This is a genomic window from Pseudomonas sp. NY15354 (assembly GCF_048068075.1).
Classification (GTDB): Bacteria; Pseudomonadota; Gammaproteobacteria; order Pseudomonadales; family Pseudomonadaceae; genus Aquipseudomonas; species Aquipseudomonas guariconensis_C.
The window spans coordinates 1-16,077 of the sequence record NZ_JBLUPV010000012.1; the positions used below are offsets into that span (position 1 = coordinate 1).

11 protein-coding genes, 1 rRNA gene and 1 pseudogene are annotated in these 16,077 nt (G+C 62.0%); 8 read left to right on the forward strand and 5 right to left on the reverse strand.

Going from position 1 to position 16,077, the window contains the following annotated elements; all coding sequences use genetic code 11:
* The first annotated feature begins 170 nt into the window (after positions 1-170).
* Positions 171-286, forward strand: a 5S ribosomal RNA gene (rrf, locus tag ACNFCH_RS13580).
* 56 nt (positions 287-342) lie between these two features.
* Here the strand turns inward: rrf and ACNFCH_RS13585 are convergent.
* From ACNFCH_RS13585 to ACNFCH_RS13605, 5 genes are all read right to left on the reverse strand, one after another.
* Positions 343-1,524 carry a PepSY-associated TM helix domain-containing protein gene (locus tag ACNFCH_RS13585; RefSeq protein ID WP_416742975.1) on the reverse strand — a complete coding sequence of 394 codons (1,182 nt, stop codon included), beginning with the start codon at positions 1,522-1,524 and terminating at the stop codon, positions 343-345.
* An 84-nt stretch (positions 1,525-1,608) separates the two neighbouring features.
* Complete coding sequence (locus ACNFCH_RS13590; RefSeq protein ID WP_416743007.1) at positions 1,609-4,011, reverse strand: TonB-dependent siderophore receptor; 2,403 nt, start codon at positions 4,009-4,011, stop codon at positions 1,609-1,611.
* Between the two features lie 184 nt (positions 4,012-4,195).
* On the reverse strand, positions 4,196-5,155 hold the full coding sequence (locus ACNFCH_RS13595) for a FecR domain-containing protein (RefSeq protein ID WP_416743008.1): 960 nt from the start codon (positions 5,153-5,155) through the stop codon (positions 4,196-4,198).
* Between the two features lie 4 nt (positions 5,156-5,159).
* The gene (locus tag ACNFCH_RS13600) at positions 5,160-5,660 is read right to left on the reverse strand and encodes a sigma-70 family RNA polymerase sigma factor (protein WP_337156971.1); all 501 of its coding nucleotides are present in this window, start codon (positions 5,658-5,660) and stop codon (positions 5,160-5,162) included.
* A 116-nt stretch (positions 5,661-5,776) separates the two neighbouring features.
* Positions 5,777-6,469, reverse strand: a complete 693-nt coding sequence (locus ACNFCH_RS13605; protein WP_337156970.1) for a GntR family transcriptional regulator — start codon at positions 6,467-6,469, stop codon at positions 5,777-5,779.
* A gap of 540 nt (positions 6,470-7,009) precedes the next feature.
* On the opposite strand from ACNFCH_RS13605, the gene bcsE reads away from it, so the two are divergent.
* From bcsE to bcsB, 7 genes and pseudogenes are all read left to right on the forward strand, one after another.
* Positions 7,010-8,500, forward strand: a complete 1,491-nt coding sequence (gene bcsE, locus ACNFCH_RS13610) for a cellulose biosynthesis protein BcsE (protein WP_337156981.1) — start codon at positions 7,010-7,012, stop codon at positions 8,498-8,500.
* Positions 8,497-8,670, forward strand: a complete 174-nt coding sequence (gene bcsF, locus ACNFCH_RS13615; RefSeq protein WP_337156969.1) for a cellulose biosynthesis protein BcsF — start codon at positions 8,497-8,499, stop codon at positions 8,668-8,670. Before bcsE ends, bcsF begins: the two co-directional genes overlap by 4 nt.
* Positions 8,663-10,273: a cellulose biosynthesis protein BcsG gene (gene bcsG, locus ACNFCH_RS13620; protein ID WP_337156968.1), complete on the forward strand. Its 1,611-nt coding sequence runs from the start codon at positions 8,663-8,665 to the stop codon at positions 10,271-10,273. The genes bcsF and bcsG overlap by 8 nt, the downstream gene beginning before the upstream one ends.
* Positions 10,270-10,488 (forward strand): cellulose biosynthesis protein BcsR, encoded by a 219-nt coding sequence (gene bcsR / locus ACNFCH_RS13625; RefSeq protein ID WP_337156980.1) that lies wholly within the window; start codon positions 10,270-10,272, stop codon positions 10,486-10,488. The genes bcsG and bcsR overlap by 4 nt, the downstream gene beginning before the upstream one ends.
* Entirely contained in the window at positions 10,485-11,192 is a 708-nt protein-coding gene (gene bcsQ / locus ACNFCH_RS13630) for a cellulose biosynthesis protein BcsQ (RefSeq protein WP_337156967.1), read from the forward strand. Before bcsR ends, bcsQ begins: the two co-directional genes overlap by 4 nt.
* Positions 11,189-13,799, forward strand: a pseudogene (gene bcsA / locus ACNFCH_RS13635) (UDP-forming cellulose synthase catalytic subunit). Before bcsQ ends, bcsA begins: the two are co-directional and overlap by 4 nt.
* Positions 13,796-16,075 (forward strand): cellulose biosynthesis cyclic di-GMP-binding regulatory protein BcsB, encoded by a 2,280-nt coding sequence (gene bcsB, locus ACNFCH_RS13640; RefSeq protein WP_337156965.1) that lies wholly within the window; start codon positions 13,796-13,798, stop codon positions 16,073-16,075. Before bcsA ends, bcsB begins: the two are co-directional and overlap by 4 nt.
* Positions 16,076-16,077: the final 2 nt, after the last annotated feature.

Genomic DNA, 16,077 nt, shown 5'->3' on the forward strand with positions numbered 1-16,077 from the left:
AACGATGCATCGCCGATGGTAGTGTGGGGCTTCCCCATGTGAGAGTAGGTCATCGTCAAGATTCATTTCGCAAAACCCCTATCTGCGCGAGCAGGTAGGGGTTTTGTCTTTAAGTAGAAACACCCGAAATTCGCAGGCACGTCCGAGGGACGGGCCAGCACACAGAATTTCTTGACGACCATAGAGCGTTGGAACCACCTGATCCCATCCCGAACTCAGCAGTGAAACGACGCATCGCCGATGGTAGTGTGGGGCTTCCCCATGTGAGAGTAGGTCATCGTCAAGATTCAAATCCAAAGCCCCTGTTCGCGCTGCGAACAGGGGCTTTGTCTTTCCTGGGCTTTAAATGGCTGCTTTGCGCAACCTGCCGCTACGTCGCGCTTGTAGCTTGCGCCACCAGATGTAAACCCCAGTGATCGACAACACGGCGATCACCACGCCTAGAATCGCAATCAATACTTGCCCCGTGATCCCGATGATGCGGCCGCCATGGATGGGAAGCTGCAAGCGATAGAACTGTTCACCCAGCGTGCCTTGTCCGGCGATTTCCTGACCTATCAGCTGGCCATCGGTACCGTGAAAGAACAACCAGGACTTACCATGGGCCTCGGTATCATGCTGACCAAACCCCGCGCCATAAAAGTTGTACTCGAAGCTGTAATAGAGCTCGCCGATCGGTGCGCTCAGCCCTAGTCTTGCGCCTTCCTCCAGCGCACGCTGATAGGCCTGTTGATAGGTCAACTGTGTCACGCCCAGGGCTTCCTTAGCCATCGCTCCCCGGGCTTCATAGACACTCGGTTCAACAGGCGAAAACATCGAGACGGCGGGCTTGAAGACCTGCGCCGGCAGGTTCATCGCCACGCTGCTGACGGCGATAGGCAGCAGCAGCAACCACAGCCATAAACCGCTAGCCCTGTGGATATCCATGTTCAGCCGATAGGCATGCCCGCCCTTGATCTTCCAGATAGTGCTCCATTTGCGCCAGAACGGCCGCCCACGGGGCAGGGTGAGCAGCACAGCGATGAAGCAATCCACTGTCCAGAGGATCGCTACCACACCCATCAGCACAATCCCCCAGTTGCCCGGCAAGGTCAGGCTGTAGTGCAGTTCCAGAATGAACGGCATGAAATTCTCGCGCGAGAAGCAGCATTCGCCCCAGTACCGCTTGCCCAGCGTCTCGCCGCTGACCGGATCGAGATAGAAGACAGTGTTTTTCTCATCATAGGGCTGGCCGGATTGCGGATCGTTACGCGGAACCATGGCCAGCAGCGCGGAGTGCCCCGCCTCATGTGGATATTCCATATACCAGACTTGCAGCTGCGGGTACTGCGTCTGCAACTTATCCACAAGCGCCCCTGGCTGTTTAAGTGCACCAGTGGCGGATGCCTCATAGAAGCCGGGGTTCAGCCACTCGTCGATTTCGTGATGGAAGGCCAGCACACTGCCGGTCAGGCCGGCGAGAGTAAGAAACGCCGCCGTGGCCAGGCCAAGGTAGCGGTGCAGCAGAACATAGAGTGGACGCATTGATCAGGACTCCAGGAAAATGCCGGAAACGAAAAAGCCAGCACCTGAGATCAGGCGCTGGCTTTGAACACGGAAATGGAAAGGTCAGAACTGGTAGCTGACCGTGGCGCTGACATTGCGTTCTTCGCCCATGTAGCAGTAGTTCAGGCTCGCACAAGAGGCGACGTAGGATTCGTTGGTCAGGTTATTGGCATTGAGCCGCACATCTACACCCTTGAGCCCGACCTTGCCCAGGTCGTAACCGACCGAGGCATCGAACAAGGTATAGGAGGGCACCTTCATGCTGTTTTCCGCATCGACCCAGCTGTAGCCCACATAGCGCACGCCGCCACCCAGGCGCAGACCATCGAGCGGACCCTGGCGGAAGTTGTAGTCGGCCCACAGCGAATACATCTGTTCTGGCGCCTGGGTCGGCGAGTTGCCCTTGTTGTCCAGCCCTGGAGTCACCAGGCTCGGCATCGATTTGGCGTACTCGATGTCGGTGTAGGTGTAACCACCGATGAGCTTGAGGTTTTCGGTCACCTGCACATGGGCTTCCAGCTCCAGCCCCTGGGAGCGCACCTCGCCCACCGCGCGATAGAACTCTTCGTCCGGCTGCTTGGAGGCCAGGTTCTCCTGTTCGATGCGGAACACCGAGGCGGTGAACAAGTTGTCCGTGCCGGGCGGCTGGTGCTTGATGCCGACCTCCCACTGCGTGCCTTCGGTCGGCGCCAGGGGACGGCCATTCTGGTCGGACACAGTGTTGGGGTTGAACGACTCGGAGTAGCTCACATAGGGCGCGATGCCATTTTCAAACAGGTACAGCACGCCCGCGCGGGTGGTGAACTTGGAACGATCGTCGTTGACCTTGGTATCGGTGTCGCGATTCTCCTCGGACACCTTGACCCAGTCCTGGCGCAGGCCAAGGGAGAAGCGCCATTGATCCAGATCGATCAGATCCTGCAGATACACGCCGGTCTGCTGCAGACGCCGCAGGTAGTTGTTTTCGCCAAGGACCTGAAGGTTGCCGTGGCCATAGTGTGGGTTGCCGGCATCCAGTGGGTCGACGGTACCGTAGCGCCAGGTTACATCGGCCTTGCGCCGCTGGTAGTCGGCACCGAGCAAAACAGTATGTTTGGCCGCGCCTGTGAAGAATTCCGCCTGGAGCATGTTGTCGACGATGAATGAATGCAGGCGTTCGTCGCCGCCGGTGTACGCGCGATTGAGGATATTGCTGGTGGTGTCCGCCCATCCGGCCGAATAGACCTGATCCATCGACACATCCGAGTCCTGATAACGGAAATTCTGACGTGCCGTGAGGACATCATTGAAGCGGTGCTCGAACTGGTAGCTGAACGACTGCTGCGTGCGCTCGTAGTTGTCGATGTCCGGTTCACCCTCGAAGAAGTGGTCGGACAAACGCAGGCCGTTGCGCGGATGCAGCATGCCATCCGCCGGATTGCCGCCGTGATAGCCGCCATTGGGATCGTGCTGCAGGTAAGCCTGCAGGGTCAGTGAAGTGTCTTCGTTGAAGTCGATACTGACTGTAGGCGCGATCGCGTAGCGCTCTTCCTTGTTGTGATCGAATTGTGTGTCGGAAGCGTCCGCAAGGCCGGTCAGGCGATAGGCGATGCGTTTGTCTTCATCCAGTGGGCCGCTGAAGTCGAAGCCCATGCCGCGCTGGCCCTGGGTACCGACTGTGGCCTGGACCTGGTGGTAAGGATCGAACAGCGGTTTCTTGGTGGTCAGTGCCACCAGCCCGCCTGGCGAGCTGCGGCCATACAGCACGGAAGAGGGGCCCATGAGGATGTCGATGCGCTCGAGGAAGTAGGGGTCCACCTGCATGGTGCTATAGGTGCCGTTATCGCCCATGGACTTCAGGCCGTCCACGTAGATGTTATCCACAGACCCATCGTTGAAGCCGCGCATGGCCACGTAGTCGTAGCGATGGGTCGCGCCATACGGGTTGGTCAAGACGCCTGGGGTATAGCGCATGGCCTGGGCAACGGTCTGCGAGCCCTGGTCGTCCATCTGCTGTCGGGTGACCACCGAGACCGACTGGGTGGTTTCCAGAATCGGCATGCTGGTCTTGGTGGCTACTTGGCTGTGAGTGGCGTTGTAGCCTTCCATGCTGCCCAAGGCATTGCCCAGGGTGAAGCTGCGAATGTCGGTGCTTGGCAGCGATAGGGCGGCATCCTCCGGCTGCGCACGCAACACATAGTTGCGCCCGTCCTGGCTGGCCGCTTCCAGTCCGCTGCCATTGAGCAGCTGGTGCAGGGCCTGGTCAGTGGAGTACTGCCCTTGCAAGCCAGGCGATTGCAGCCCACCCGTCAACTGAGGGGTACTCGACAAGGTGATGCCCGCTTGGCGAGCGAACTGGTTGAGCACATCGTCCAGATTGCCGCCTGGGATCGCATACGGCTGGCTCATGCCCACCGGGTCGGCGGCCAGGGCGTGGGAGGCAACGCCCACGAGACCGAGTGTCGCACCCAGCACAGCGGCGCGCATGGCCCGGCTGAGTAAACCGGAACTCAAGACAGGTCGAAACTCATTCTTATCGAAAGCGTTCAGTTGAGACAGGGCGTCTGGCATGGAAAAGTCCGTGGAGTCGGTGAGGGCTGAAGGAGTCGCTTACTGTCCTAGCCGGACTCGCAGGAAAAACCCGCCAGAAAAATCTGCAGAAAATGAAAAATCAGGCCAGCCGTTCCAGGCGGACCCACCAACGGGTGCGTTGGCGAATGAGCACCGGAAGTGTCTGTGGCAGCAATTGCAGCAGTTTGTCGGTATCCTCCAGGCGGAAAACACCAGACAGCCGCAGGTCAGCGACATCATCGCTGCAACCCAGATAGCCATGACGATAACGAGCCACCTCCGCCAGGAAGGCGTCCAGACGCATGTCACGGGTGACGATCAATCCCTCGGTCCAGGCGTTGGCATCCATGGCCTGCTGTTGGAGCAGATGCGGTCCCTGAGCATCCACGCGCCAGGCCTGGCCAGCGGCGATCCAGTGCAATGCAGCGTCACCGGGGCGATGCAGGGCTACTTGTCCCCGGCTGACACTGATACGCGTGCAATCGGCGTCCTGGCGCACCACGACCTGAGCGTCGAAGCCTTCGAGCAGGGTGTCGCGGGTCCGGATCAGCATGGGGCCCTGTGCGGCATTGCAAGTGAGCATGAGCTCGCCCTGGCGCAGGTGGATGAGGCGTTGTCGTTCGTCGAAGGCCAGGTCCACGGCGCTGCGGGTATTGAGCTGCAGCAGCGAGCCGTCTGGAAGCGGAATGCGACGGCGTTCGCCTGTACCTGTGGCGTAGTCCGACGTCCAACTGCTCAATGCTTGTAAGTCCTTGCCCAGCCAGGCGGCCGATCCCACCAAGGCGACCCCGCCAAGCAGCTTGAGCGCTTGGCGACGGTGCAAGCGACGTTGGCTGGTCTCCAAGGTCTGCAGGGCGACATTGGCACCTGCGATGGCGCGCAGATCGAGATCCTGATGCAGACTCACGACCCGCTGCCAGGCCACTTCATGCGCCTGATCGGCGTTACGCCATTGCTCGCATTGCAGCCTCAGTGCGGGGGCATGGCCACTTTCTCGTAGACGCAAGAGCCACTGGATGGCCTGTTTGACCACCTTGGACGAAGGCGGGCAGGCGCCCATCGGATCATGGCTCATCGTCATAGCGCAGCAGGTAGCAGTGGTACAGCGCGTCCGCCACATGGCGTTCGACGGAGCGTAGAGAGATGCCCATCTGTTCGGCGACCGCCTTGTGGCTCAGCCCTTCGCATTGGGCCAGCAGGAAGGCGCGACGGACCTTGGGCTTGAGGCCGTCAAGCATACGCGCGATGCGCTCGAGCAGCTCCAGCATCAGTTCGCGGGTTTCAGCCGAGGGCGCCTCGGCCTGTGGCAGATTGGCCAGCGCTTCGAGATAGGCGCGTTCGAGCTCTTCGCGTCGCCAGTGGTCGATGACCAGGCCCCGCGCGATCGTGCGTAGGAAGGCACGAGGGGCATTGAGCTCCAGATGATCGCGTTGCAGCAGGCGCACGAAGGTGTCATGGGCGAGGTCTGCGGCATCGGCGGCATTGCCGAGCTTGCTGCGCAACCAATGGTGCAGCCAGCCGTGATGATGGCTGTAGAGCGTATGCACGGAATCTCTGAAGGACATGGAGGCGCGTTGAGATGATTATGTATGAATGATAATTAGTCTCATTGTTGATGGGCTGGAGTTATTTTGCAACTGCCTTGAGCGGTGTCCGCGTGCTGGGGCCTTGCCTCCAGGCGTTAGCGGGCCGACTGGCTGTCCAGGTAGGCGCGGATAGTGCGCGATGCGTTGTTCAGGTGTCGTTCCAGCACACTGACGGCTTCCTCTACCTGCTTGGCGCTTGCGGCATCGACCAAGGCGATGTGATCGTCTTGCGTCAGCTTGCCCAAGCCCATCGAGGACAGATGAAAGCGCAGGAAACGTTCTTCCTCGTTGAGCTCGATCTCGATCATGCGCAGCAGCTTCTGGTTGCGGGCCTTGCTGTAGAGCGTCATGTGCAGCAAGCGATTGAGCCGGCCGATCTCGGCGTGGCGGGTCTCGTTTTCCAGTTGCTGGATGTAGCCGCGCGCCAGTGCGATGTCTTCAGGTTCGAGCAGGGGGACCGACTGGCGTAACGCTTCGGATTCGAGCATGACCCGCAACTCATAGGTATCGACCGCATCTTCACCGATCAGCGGGGCAACCACAGCGCCCTTGTGCATCACCACCTGCAATAACGATTGCGCCTCCAGTTGGCGAAGCGCCTCGCGTACCGGCATGCGGCTAACGCCGAACAGCGTGGCGATCTCCTGCTGGCGCAGCGCGGTGCCGGGTGGCAGGCGGCCGTCCACGATGGCGCTGCGCAGACGCTCTTCGATCACGCTGCGTGCCAGATGCGCTGGCAGCTGCTCGCCGCCCAGAACGGTTTTCAGAAGTCGGGGTTTTTCGGCCACGTGGACGTCTGCCTTGGTAAAAATTGGATCCAATAACACTAGAGAGTGGCGAAGGGGGTGTCAAACCAACGCGATAACAGGCGCTGAGCCGAATGGCGGGGCGCGAAGAGGGGCTATCGTGAAGGAAGTCCCCCGGTAAGGGAAGCGCTACTTTGTTGGGAGAAAAATCCGCTTCATTTAACGATTTTTCACGCTTGACGGGGCATGATGCGCAAGCGTTTGCGCAGGACGATTTCAGGCAAATTGTGATGATTGTCACAGGGAAGCAACGAAACTTGTTTCCTGTGAATCGGCGTCTAGGCTGTCTGGAACAGGCGTGCCGGATTGGCATCCGAGAATGCCGACCAGCGAATTGACACTATCCTTCGGGACTGCTGTACAATTGACGCTTACGAAGCTGTGCTCTTTAGTCTGATGTTTTTTTGACGCTTTGCGTTCTGACAAAGTGCACCGATATTTTTGATCTCCGACAAATGGATGTGCGGCATCTATCGGTAAAACGTCGGTCCTGATTTCAGAGTCATAGTTTTGGCGAAAATCATTCCTTCTTTGGCCATACCCGGCCTGAGCGCCGAGCATTGCCAGTTCCACACCCAAGGGCTGTACTGGGTGGCCTGTGACACGGCCGAAGACGCCGGCGCGATTTGTCGTCAGGTGATCGAGGCCATGGCTGTCGATGCCAAAGCGACGCTGATCGACAGCGCTCAAGGGCTGCGTGAAATCGTCGACGGGCTTGCTCCGGACCGTGGACCGGGGCAGCTCGCCTTGTACGAGGCCCAGCCTCAAGCCGCCCGCCATCTGGCCCAAGACCTGCCGCGCATCGACCCGACCGGTCGAGTGATCGTGGCCCGTGTATCGGCGGCGGATTGGGACGACAGCGACCTCGGGAGCTGGTGCCGCGAGATGGCTGACAGCCTTCGCGATGCCGGCTGCATTCTGTTGATGGTCAGCGAAGGGCAGAGCGTCTGGCTGCTCGAGCAACTGCGCACCCGTAATCAGGACCTCGATGGGCTGGCGCAGCTCTATCGTGGCCAGGGGGGCGTGCGTTACCTGTTGCATTACTGGCGCAATGGGCTGGGGGTCGTGGGCACCGAAGATATCGAATTGACGCGCCACACTGGCGGTTTCGTGCTCGCGGGCCGCCCTCAGCCGCTGGCCGAGACCGGTGGCGACGAACTCCTTTTCCTCGCTCAGCGGCAGGTACTGGAAGGCGCGCCGGCCTTTTCCGAGCACTGGCAACTGTTCGACAGCATCAGCGAACTGGGCGCCAGGGCTGGTGTGGCGGTATCGGCCACGGTGATCTTCACCATGGATGGCGGGCAGCGTCTGGACGTTCTCGCGCGGCAACTGCACACCCTACGCCTGTTGCGAGGTAATGCATTGAAACTGGTGGTGCGCGAAATGGCACCGACCCTGCGCTATCAGGACGAGCAATTGCTGCTGGCCTGCGGTGCCAGCTTGATCGTGCCGTTCGGCGCCAGCCTTTCACGCTTCCTGACTCAGGTCGACAGCATCCAGGGCTACACCTGGCGTCGCCGCCTACCGGCTGACTTCGATGCCCTGCTGGCTCGCCTGCGGCCGCTGCCGATATCGGGTCTGGTCTCGCCACGCGCCTTCGCCGATGCCGTGCTGCAGATGTGGCAAGGCATGCGCAATGGGGAAATCGTCCACCAGTTGCTGGTGCTGCGTCCCGCCCCTGGTCTGTCCTCCTTGCAAGCGTGTTCACGGAGTATCTTCCGCCGCGACGGGGATATCGCCTGCGTGGTCGACGACATGCTGTACCTGTTCCTGTTCGCCTGCCGCGCCGAAGGTGTCGAGCAAGCCCTGGACCACATCTTTCAACTGTCCTGGCGGGAGCTGTTCATCGGCCGGGAATTGCTTATTACGCCCGAAAGCCTCGGTGCGCCGGCATTCATGGATGAGACGCAGCCGGTGGCACCGGTTGCCGATGCGGCCAGCGTGCCGATGTCCAAGGTCCGTGCCGTGTTGCAGCCAAGGCCGATATCGCTGCCACGACGAGGCAAGGCATGAATTTCGAGCAACTGCTGCAAGTCATCGGCATCAGTGCGCTTGGCACGCTGATCCTGGCGTTCGCTCTGCTGCGCCTGAAAGCCTGGGCGCAGGGCTGGTTGAAACACCGTTTGCCGCCACGTCACATGAAAGCTGCGGGCGTGCGTCGACGTGGGGAGAAGCATGAGTAATTCGATGGTCATTGCCCACCCACTGTCCCGTTGGCCGGGTCTGGGGGCCTGGAACCTGTATTTCCTGGCGAAGTTCGTCATGCTCGCCGCAGGGCTGCTGGACTTCCAGCCATTACCCAACCTGCTGTTCGCCGCCTTCCTGATGGTGCCACTGCCAGGGCGCTGGTTGCGTGTCGTGCGGCAGCTGGTGGCCATACCAATCGGCGTCGCCTTGTTCTATCAGGACACCTGGCTGCCGCCATTCGAGCGTCTGCTCGCACAACCCGGCGTGCTCGATTTCACCGCCGACTATGTGCTGGAACTGCTGGGCCGCTTCATCAACTGGCATTTGCTGGGGGCTCTGTTGTTGACGGTGGTGGGCTACTTCTACCTGAGACACTGGCTGCGCCTGAGCACCTTGAGCGTGGTCGGGTTGTTGTGGCTGGCGGTCAGCGGACTGCCGTCGATCACGCCAGTGACCTCGCGCCAGGTCGTGACCGACGTCGCCAAGCAGGAAGCCGCCGCCGTGGCGGCAGACGATGCCACGCTCAATGCCAAGCTGGACAGCTTCTTCGACCGCGAGCGCCAGCGGGTCACCGCCTTCCCGGTGGTCAAGCCCGATGAGCAACCTTTCGACCTGTTGGTGATCAACGTCTGCTCCCTGGCCTGGGATGACCTCACCGCTGTCGGCCTGCATGAGAACCCGCTGTTCTCGCGCCTGGACGTAATCTTCGACCAGTTCAACTCGGCCACCTCGTACAGTGGCCCGGCAGCGATCCGCGTGTTGCGGGCCAGCTGTGGCCAGCCCTCGCATGAAATGCTCTACAAGCCGGCACCCGATCAGTGCCTGTTGTTCGATAACCTCGCCCGGCTGGGCTTCGAGCGTGAGACGCTGCTCAACCACAGTGGGCACTTCGATAACTTCCTGGGTGACATCACTACCCAGCACATGCCGCAGCCGAGCCTGTCCAGCACAGACTTCCGCCGCTCGCTGGTCGGTTTCGACGGCTCGCCTATCGCTAGTGATCTGGAGGTGCTGCAAGGCTGGTGGGGGCGCCGCCAGGCGTCGGGAGCAGCGCATGTCTCACTGTTCTACAACACCATCAGCCTGCATGACGGCAACCGCATAGTGACTGCTGATGGGGGAACCCGTATGGCGGACTACAACACCCGTGCGACGCGTCTGTTCGATGACCTGGGCAAATTCCTGGATGAACTGCAACGCAGCGGTCGCCGAGTCGTCGTGGCGATCGTACCGGAGCACGGTGCGGCGCTGCACGGCGACCGCATGCAGCTGCCCGGCATGCGCGAAATCCCTACGCCATCGATCACCCATGTGCCTGTAGGGCTCAAGTTCATCGGCATGGATCAACCAGGGCGGCGCGAGCCTCTGCATGTCTCGGCGCCCACCAGCTACCTGGCTCTGTCCGAATTGATATCGCGCGTCTATGCCAATCAGGGAGCCGGGCAGGTCCTGGATTTGCCTGGCGTGCTGAAAGATTTACCCACCACCGAACACGTTGCTGAAACGTCCGGCGCCCAGGTAATGGATTTCCAAGGCACCAGCTACATGCGTCTGCAAGGCCAGCCGAACTGGCAACCGATCCCGAAGGAGAGCAACTGATGACAAGGAAAGCAGATCCCGCTGATCGCAGTGATGACATCGCCCGGTTGCGTCAGCATCTGGATATGCCCGAACTGAACTACCAGGACATCTCGTTGATGGTGGGGGTGCGTGAGGCGCTGCGGCGCTGGCCCTTGCTGGGAGAAAGCTGTGCGCAGTCCATGAGTGACCTCGCCCATGAGATAGCTCCAGCGCCCAAGGCTACCGCGCGATGACCAGCCTTGCGCTGCATGGGCTGCGTGGCGGCCTGGGGCGTAGCTCCGTGCTCGCCGCGTTGGGGCATGCCCTGCGGGAACTGGGTGAGCGGGTGCTGCTGGTCGACTTATGCCCGGACAACCTGTTGGGCCTGCACTTCAATCTGCCGCTGGTTGGATGCGACGGTTGGGCGAACGCCGAACGGGACGGTCGCCCGTTCGGCGATCAGGTATTCGAAGTGTTCGACGGCTTATGCGTTATGCCCTTCGGCGAGCTTGACGAACCGGCCTTGGCCGAGCTGAGCGGGACATTCAACCCTGGGATCTGGAGTACCCGCCAGGCGCAGTTGGTCCGGCACTTCGACTGGGTGCTGTTCGATTTGCCATCTTCGGGCGCCTTGCGCGAAGTGGAGGTCGATGTACGTGTACTGGTCGCAGAAGCCGAAATGACCAGCCACATTCTGCTGGAGCGCCAGGCGCCGGAGCGCTTTGATCTGCTACTTATCAACCGTTTCGACGCGGCCAGTCGCTTGCAGAGCGATGTGCTGATGGTCTGGCGCAGGCTTTACCACAACCGCCTTCCTCTGCAGGTGATACATCGCGACGAGGCATTCGTCGAGGCGCTGGCCTGCAAGGCTCCGGTCGGCCACTACGCCCCCCAGAGCCTGGCCTCCCGTGACGTGCAGAGCTTGGCTGTGCGCTGCCTGACGAGGCGTCGATCGTGAAACTGTCGCCGGTCAATGCCTACCACTACTACTCCCACCTAGGTGCGGCGCGCCTGACTGCGCTGGTGTTCACCCTGGGCACCTGGCTGGCCTTCCTTCTGCTGCGCCTGGAGTCCCCGGCCTGGCAAGCACTGCTGGCTGATCGGCGGCGGCTGTTCCCGCAACTGGCTGGAAAACCGCCGACCTTGGGCGACCCACTGCGCTTGCTGATCCAAGGTGCGTGGTTGTTGATCCGACACGAGCCGCAACCGCGCAAACCGTCCGCGCTGGCCCGCGGCTGCCGCGCCCTGTTTGACGCCGGGGCCGCTCTGCTGCAACGCCTGCGTCGCCTTCGCTTGCACATGGTCGAGAAGTTGCGGCGGGTGCCCAGCCAGGTGCGCACCAGCACTTGGCAGCGTAACGCCGCCCAACAGCTGCGCGGCCTGAGCAAAGGTGCCCGGCGCGCGTTCTACTTCGTGCTCACGGTGTGCGCCCTTGCACTGGCGCTGCTGTGCGTGACCGAGCCATTCGGCTACTTGGCCCAGCTGATGTTCATTCTGCTGCTGTGGGGCATCGCCATGCTGGTGCGCCACATGCCCGGTCGCTTCCCGACCCTGATGCTGATCATCCTCTCGACGATCATCTCCTGCCGTTACCTGTGGTGGCGCTACACCTCCACGCTCAACTGGAACGATACGTTGGACCTGGTGTGCGGGCTGACCCTGCTGATTGCTGAGACCTACTCCTGGTTCGTGCTTATCCTGGGTTATATCCAGACCTGCTGGCCACTGGAGCGCAAGCCGGCGAACCTGCCGGAGCAGCTTACCGAGTGGCCGACCGTGGACTTGATGATCCCCACCTACAACGAGGACCTCTCGGTGGTGCGTACCACTGTGCTCGCGGCGCTGGGCCTGGACTGGCCGCGCGAGCGTCTGCGCATCTACCTGCTCGACGATGGCCGCCGCGATAACTTCCGCGCCTTTGCTGAGGAAATGGGTGTTGGTTACATCATCCGTCCCGACAACAAGCACGCCAAGGCTGGCAACCTGAATCACGCCCTGGGCGTCACCGACGGCGAGCTGATCGCGATCTTCGACTGCGACCATGTGCCGGTGCGTTCCTTCCTGCAGATGACGGTGCTGGTTCCTCAAGGACCCAGGCCTGGCGCTGGTGCAGACACCTCACCATTTCTTCTCGCCTGACCCGTTCGAGCGCAACCTGGGCACCTTCCGCAACCGCCCCAATGAAGGCGAGTTGTTCTATGGTCTGATCCAGGATGGCAACGACATGTGGAACGCAGCCTTCTTCTGCGGCTCCTGTGCCGTGCTGCGGCGTACTGCCCTGGAAGACATCGGCGGGTTTGCCGTGGAGACCGTGACTGAAGACGCCCATACCGCCCTGCGCCTGCACCGCCATGGTTGGAACTCCGCCTACCTGCGCCTGCCGCAGGCGGCCGGGTTGGCCACCGAGAGCCTGTCGGCGCATATCGGCCAGCGAATTCGCTGGGCGCGCGGCATGGTGCAGATCTTCCGTACCGACAACCCGTTGTTCGGTCGTGGCCTGAGCCTGTTCCAGCGGGTGTGCTATGCCAATGCCATGTTGCACTTCCTGGCCGGTCTGCCGCGTTTGGTGTTCCTGACAGCGCCGTTGGCGTTCCTGCTGTTGCACGCCTACATCATCTACGCTCCGGCGTTGATGATCCTGCTCTACGTGCTGCCGCACATGATCCACGCCAGCCTGACCAACTCGCGCATGCAGGGCAAATACCGGCGAACCTTCTGGGGCGAGGTCTACGAGACGGTGCTGGCCTGGTACATCGCCCGGCCCACCACGGTGGCCCTGTTCGCGCCGAAGAAGGGCAAGTTCAACGTCACCGCCAAAGGCGGGTTGATGGAGGAGAGCCAGTTCGACTGGCGTATCGCCCAGCCTTACCTGTTGCTGGCGGTGCTCAATTTCGTCGGCCTCGGGTTCGCGATCTGGCGTCTGTTCACCGGCCCGACCGAAGAGATCGGCACGGTCATTGTCAGTTCGCTCTGGGTGACCTACAACCTGTTGATCATCGGCGCCGCGACGGCCGTGGCCGCCGAGGTTCGCCAGGTACGACGTGCGCACCGGGTGCAGATGCATTTGCCGGCCGCACTGGTCCTTGAGAACGGTCACGCCTATCCGTGCACCCTGGTGGACTATTCGGACAGCGGCATCGGCCTGGAGCTGGGCGAGGGTCTGGTGCCCAAGACCGGCGGGCGTGTGCGTCTGCTGCTCAGTCGAGGGGAGCGTGAATTTGCCTTCGATGCACGGATCACCCGCCGAGTTGGCCGCCACCTCGGCTTGGCCTTCGATGAGCTGGACACACAGCAACGCATCGACCTGGTGCACTGCACTTTCGCCCGCGCCGACGCTTGGCTGGCCTGGCAGGAGGCGCATCAGCACGACCGCCCGCTGCAAAGCCTGGTCGATGTGCTGAAGCTGGGCGGCGTCGGCTACCTGCGACTGCTCGAGTACGTTCCGGTGCGGCTGTTGGGGCCGGTACGACCGCTGGTCGTACTGGCGCGCTGGCTGGCCACCTTCATGCCGCGCACCCCGCGGCCTCTCCCTTCCACGAATCTTTCAACCCGAGACGCATCATGACTCGTTACCCCGCACGTACCTGGGGCCTGGCGATGGCGCTGCTCGCCTGCGTGTTCCAGGCCACCGCCGCCCCCACCCCGCCCACCCCCGAGGCCGTTGCCGAGCCGGTGGTACCTAACTGGCCCGTGGCGAGAACGTTCGAGCAGCTCGGGCATCCGGCCGACACCCTGTTGCTCGGTGTGCGCAACAGCGAGCAGATCGAATTCGGGCTGCGTCGTGACCGGCTCGCCACTGAAGCTGTCCTGCAGTTGGACTACACGCCCTCGCCGGCGCTGTTGCCGACCCTGTCGCACCTGCGCGTCTACCTCAATGACGAGCTGATGGGCGTGTTGCCGGTGGAAAAGGACCAGCTTGGCCAGCGCGTCCAGCGTCAGCTGCCGCTTGACCCCAAGCTGATCAGTGACTTCAACCGGGTGCGTCTGGAGTTCGTCGGGCACTATGCCGATATCTGTGAAGACCCGGCGCACAGCGGCCTTTGGCTGAACCTCAATCGCAAGAGCGAGGTTCACCTGCGCGAGCAGGCCCTGGCGATGGAAAACGACCTGGCCTTCTTCCCGTTGCCGTTCTTCGACGCGCGCGATACCGGCAAAGTTGACCTGCCGGTGGTCTTCGCCGCCAGCCCGACGCTGGGTGAGCAACGTGCCGCCACGATTCTCGCGTCCTATTTCGGCAGCCAGGCGGGCTGGCGCAAGGCGACCTTCCCGGTGCTCTTCGACAGCCTGCCAGCCGCAGGCGACAAGCCCAAGCCGGCGATCGTCTTTGCCAGCAACGAGCGGCGTCCGGCATTCCTGGCCGACTACGAGAAGTTCCCACGGGTGGACGGCCCGGTGGTGCAACTGATCGACCATCCGAGCGATCGTTGGAGCAAGGTACTGCTGGTGCTGGGCCGTAACGACGAGGACCTGGTCAAGGCTGCCTCGGCACTGGCGGTAGGCAACAACCTGTTCCGTGGCGACCGGGTGAAGATCGAGCAGATGAGCGATCTGCAGCCTCGCAAGCCATACGATGCGCCGAACTGGACCCGCACCGACCGCCCGGTACGTTTCGCCGAGTTGCTCGATTACCCGCAGCAGTTGCAGGTCAGCGGCTTGCAACCGAACGCGATCATCCTCGATGTGAACCTGCCGCCGGATCTGTTCGTCTGGCGCAACCAGGGCATTCCGTTGCGCACGCTGTATCGCTACACACCGCCGGCGGTCACGGACGAATCGCGCCTGACCATCAGTGTCAATGATCAATACATCACCAGCATGCCGCTGGTGGGCAATGATCGTCGTGGCGGCACGCTCGAAGAGCTGCGCCTGAGCGTGCTGTCCAGCGACAGCACCGCGTTGAGCGAGCAGGCGTTGGTACCTGCGCTGAAGATCGGCGACCGCAACCGCCTGCGGTTCGACTTCAGCTTCGCCAGCAAGCTCGGCAGCTCTCAGCGTGATCAGTGCCAGACCTCCTTGCCGGTGGACGTACGCGCGGCCATCGACGAGAACTCCACCATCGACCTCTCCGGTTATCACCACTACATCGCCATGCCCGACCTGCGTGCCTTCGCCCGCAGCGGTTTCCCGTTCAGCCGCATGGCCGATCTGTCCGAAACCCAGGTCTTGGTACCCGCCAAGCCGACGCCGATGCAGGTGGGTATTCTGCTCGATGTGGTCAGTAGCATTGCCGGTCAAGTCGGCTACCCGGCCTTAGGGATTCGCCTGATCGACGACTGGAAGCAAGCGGCCTCGGCGGATGCCGACCTGCTGGTCATCGGCACATTGCCCCAGGAGCTGGCCCAGGAGCGCAACCTGGGTCTGCTGCTCAACGCCCAGCGCGACTGGCTGGCGCAGGGGCGCTCCACAAACATGCCCGGTCGCTACCGGTTCGACACATCGCCCGTGCCGGCCAGCAGCCATGTGGCGATCAGTGCCCAGGCGCCGCTCGGCGCGATCACCGGGCTCAAGTCCCCCTTCCATGAGCAGCGCAGCGTGGTCGCCTTGCTGGGCAATACCGATGCCGACTATGCGCTGCTGCGTGAAGCGCTCGGCGATACCGGCAAGCTCGATGCGGTGGCCGGCTCTGTCACGCTGGTGCGGTCCAGTGGTGTGAGCAGCCAGTTCGTGGGCGAGCACTACTTCGTCGGTCAACTGCCCTGGTGGCTGCTGCTGTGGTTCCACCTGTCCGAGCAGCCGCTATTGCTCGCAGTGCTTGCCACTATCAGCGTGCTGTTGTTCGCCTTCCTGCTGTGGCGCGCGCTGCGTTGGGCTGCCCGACGCCGGCTGGGTGAGGCTGACTGATC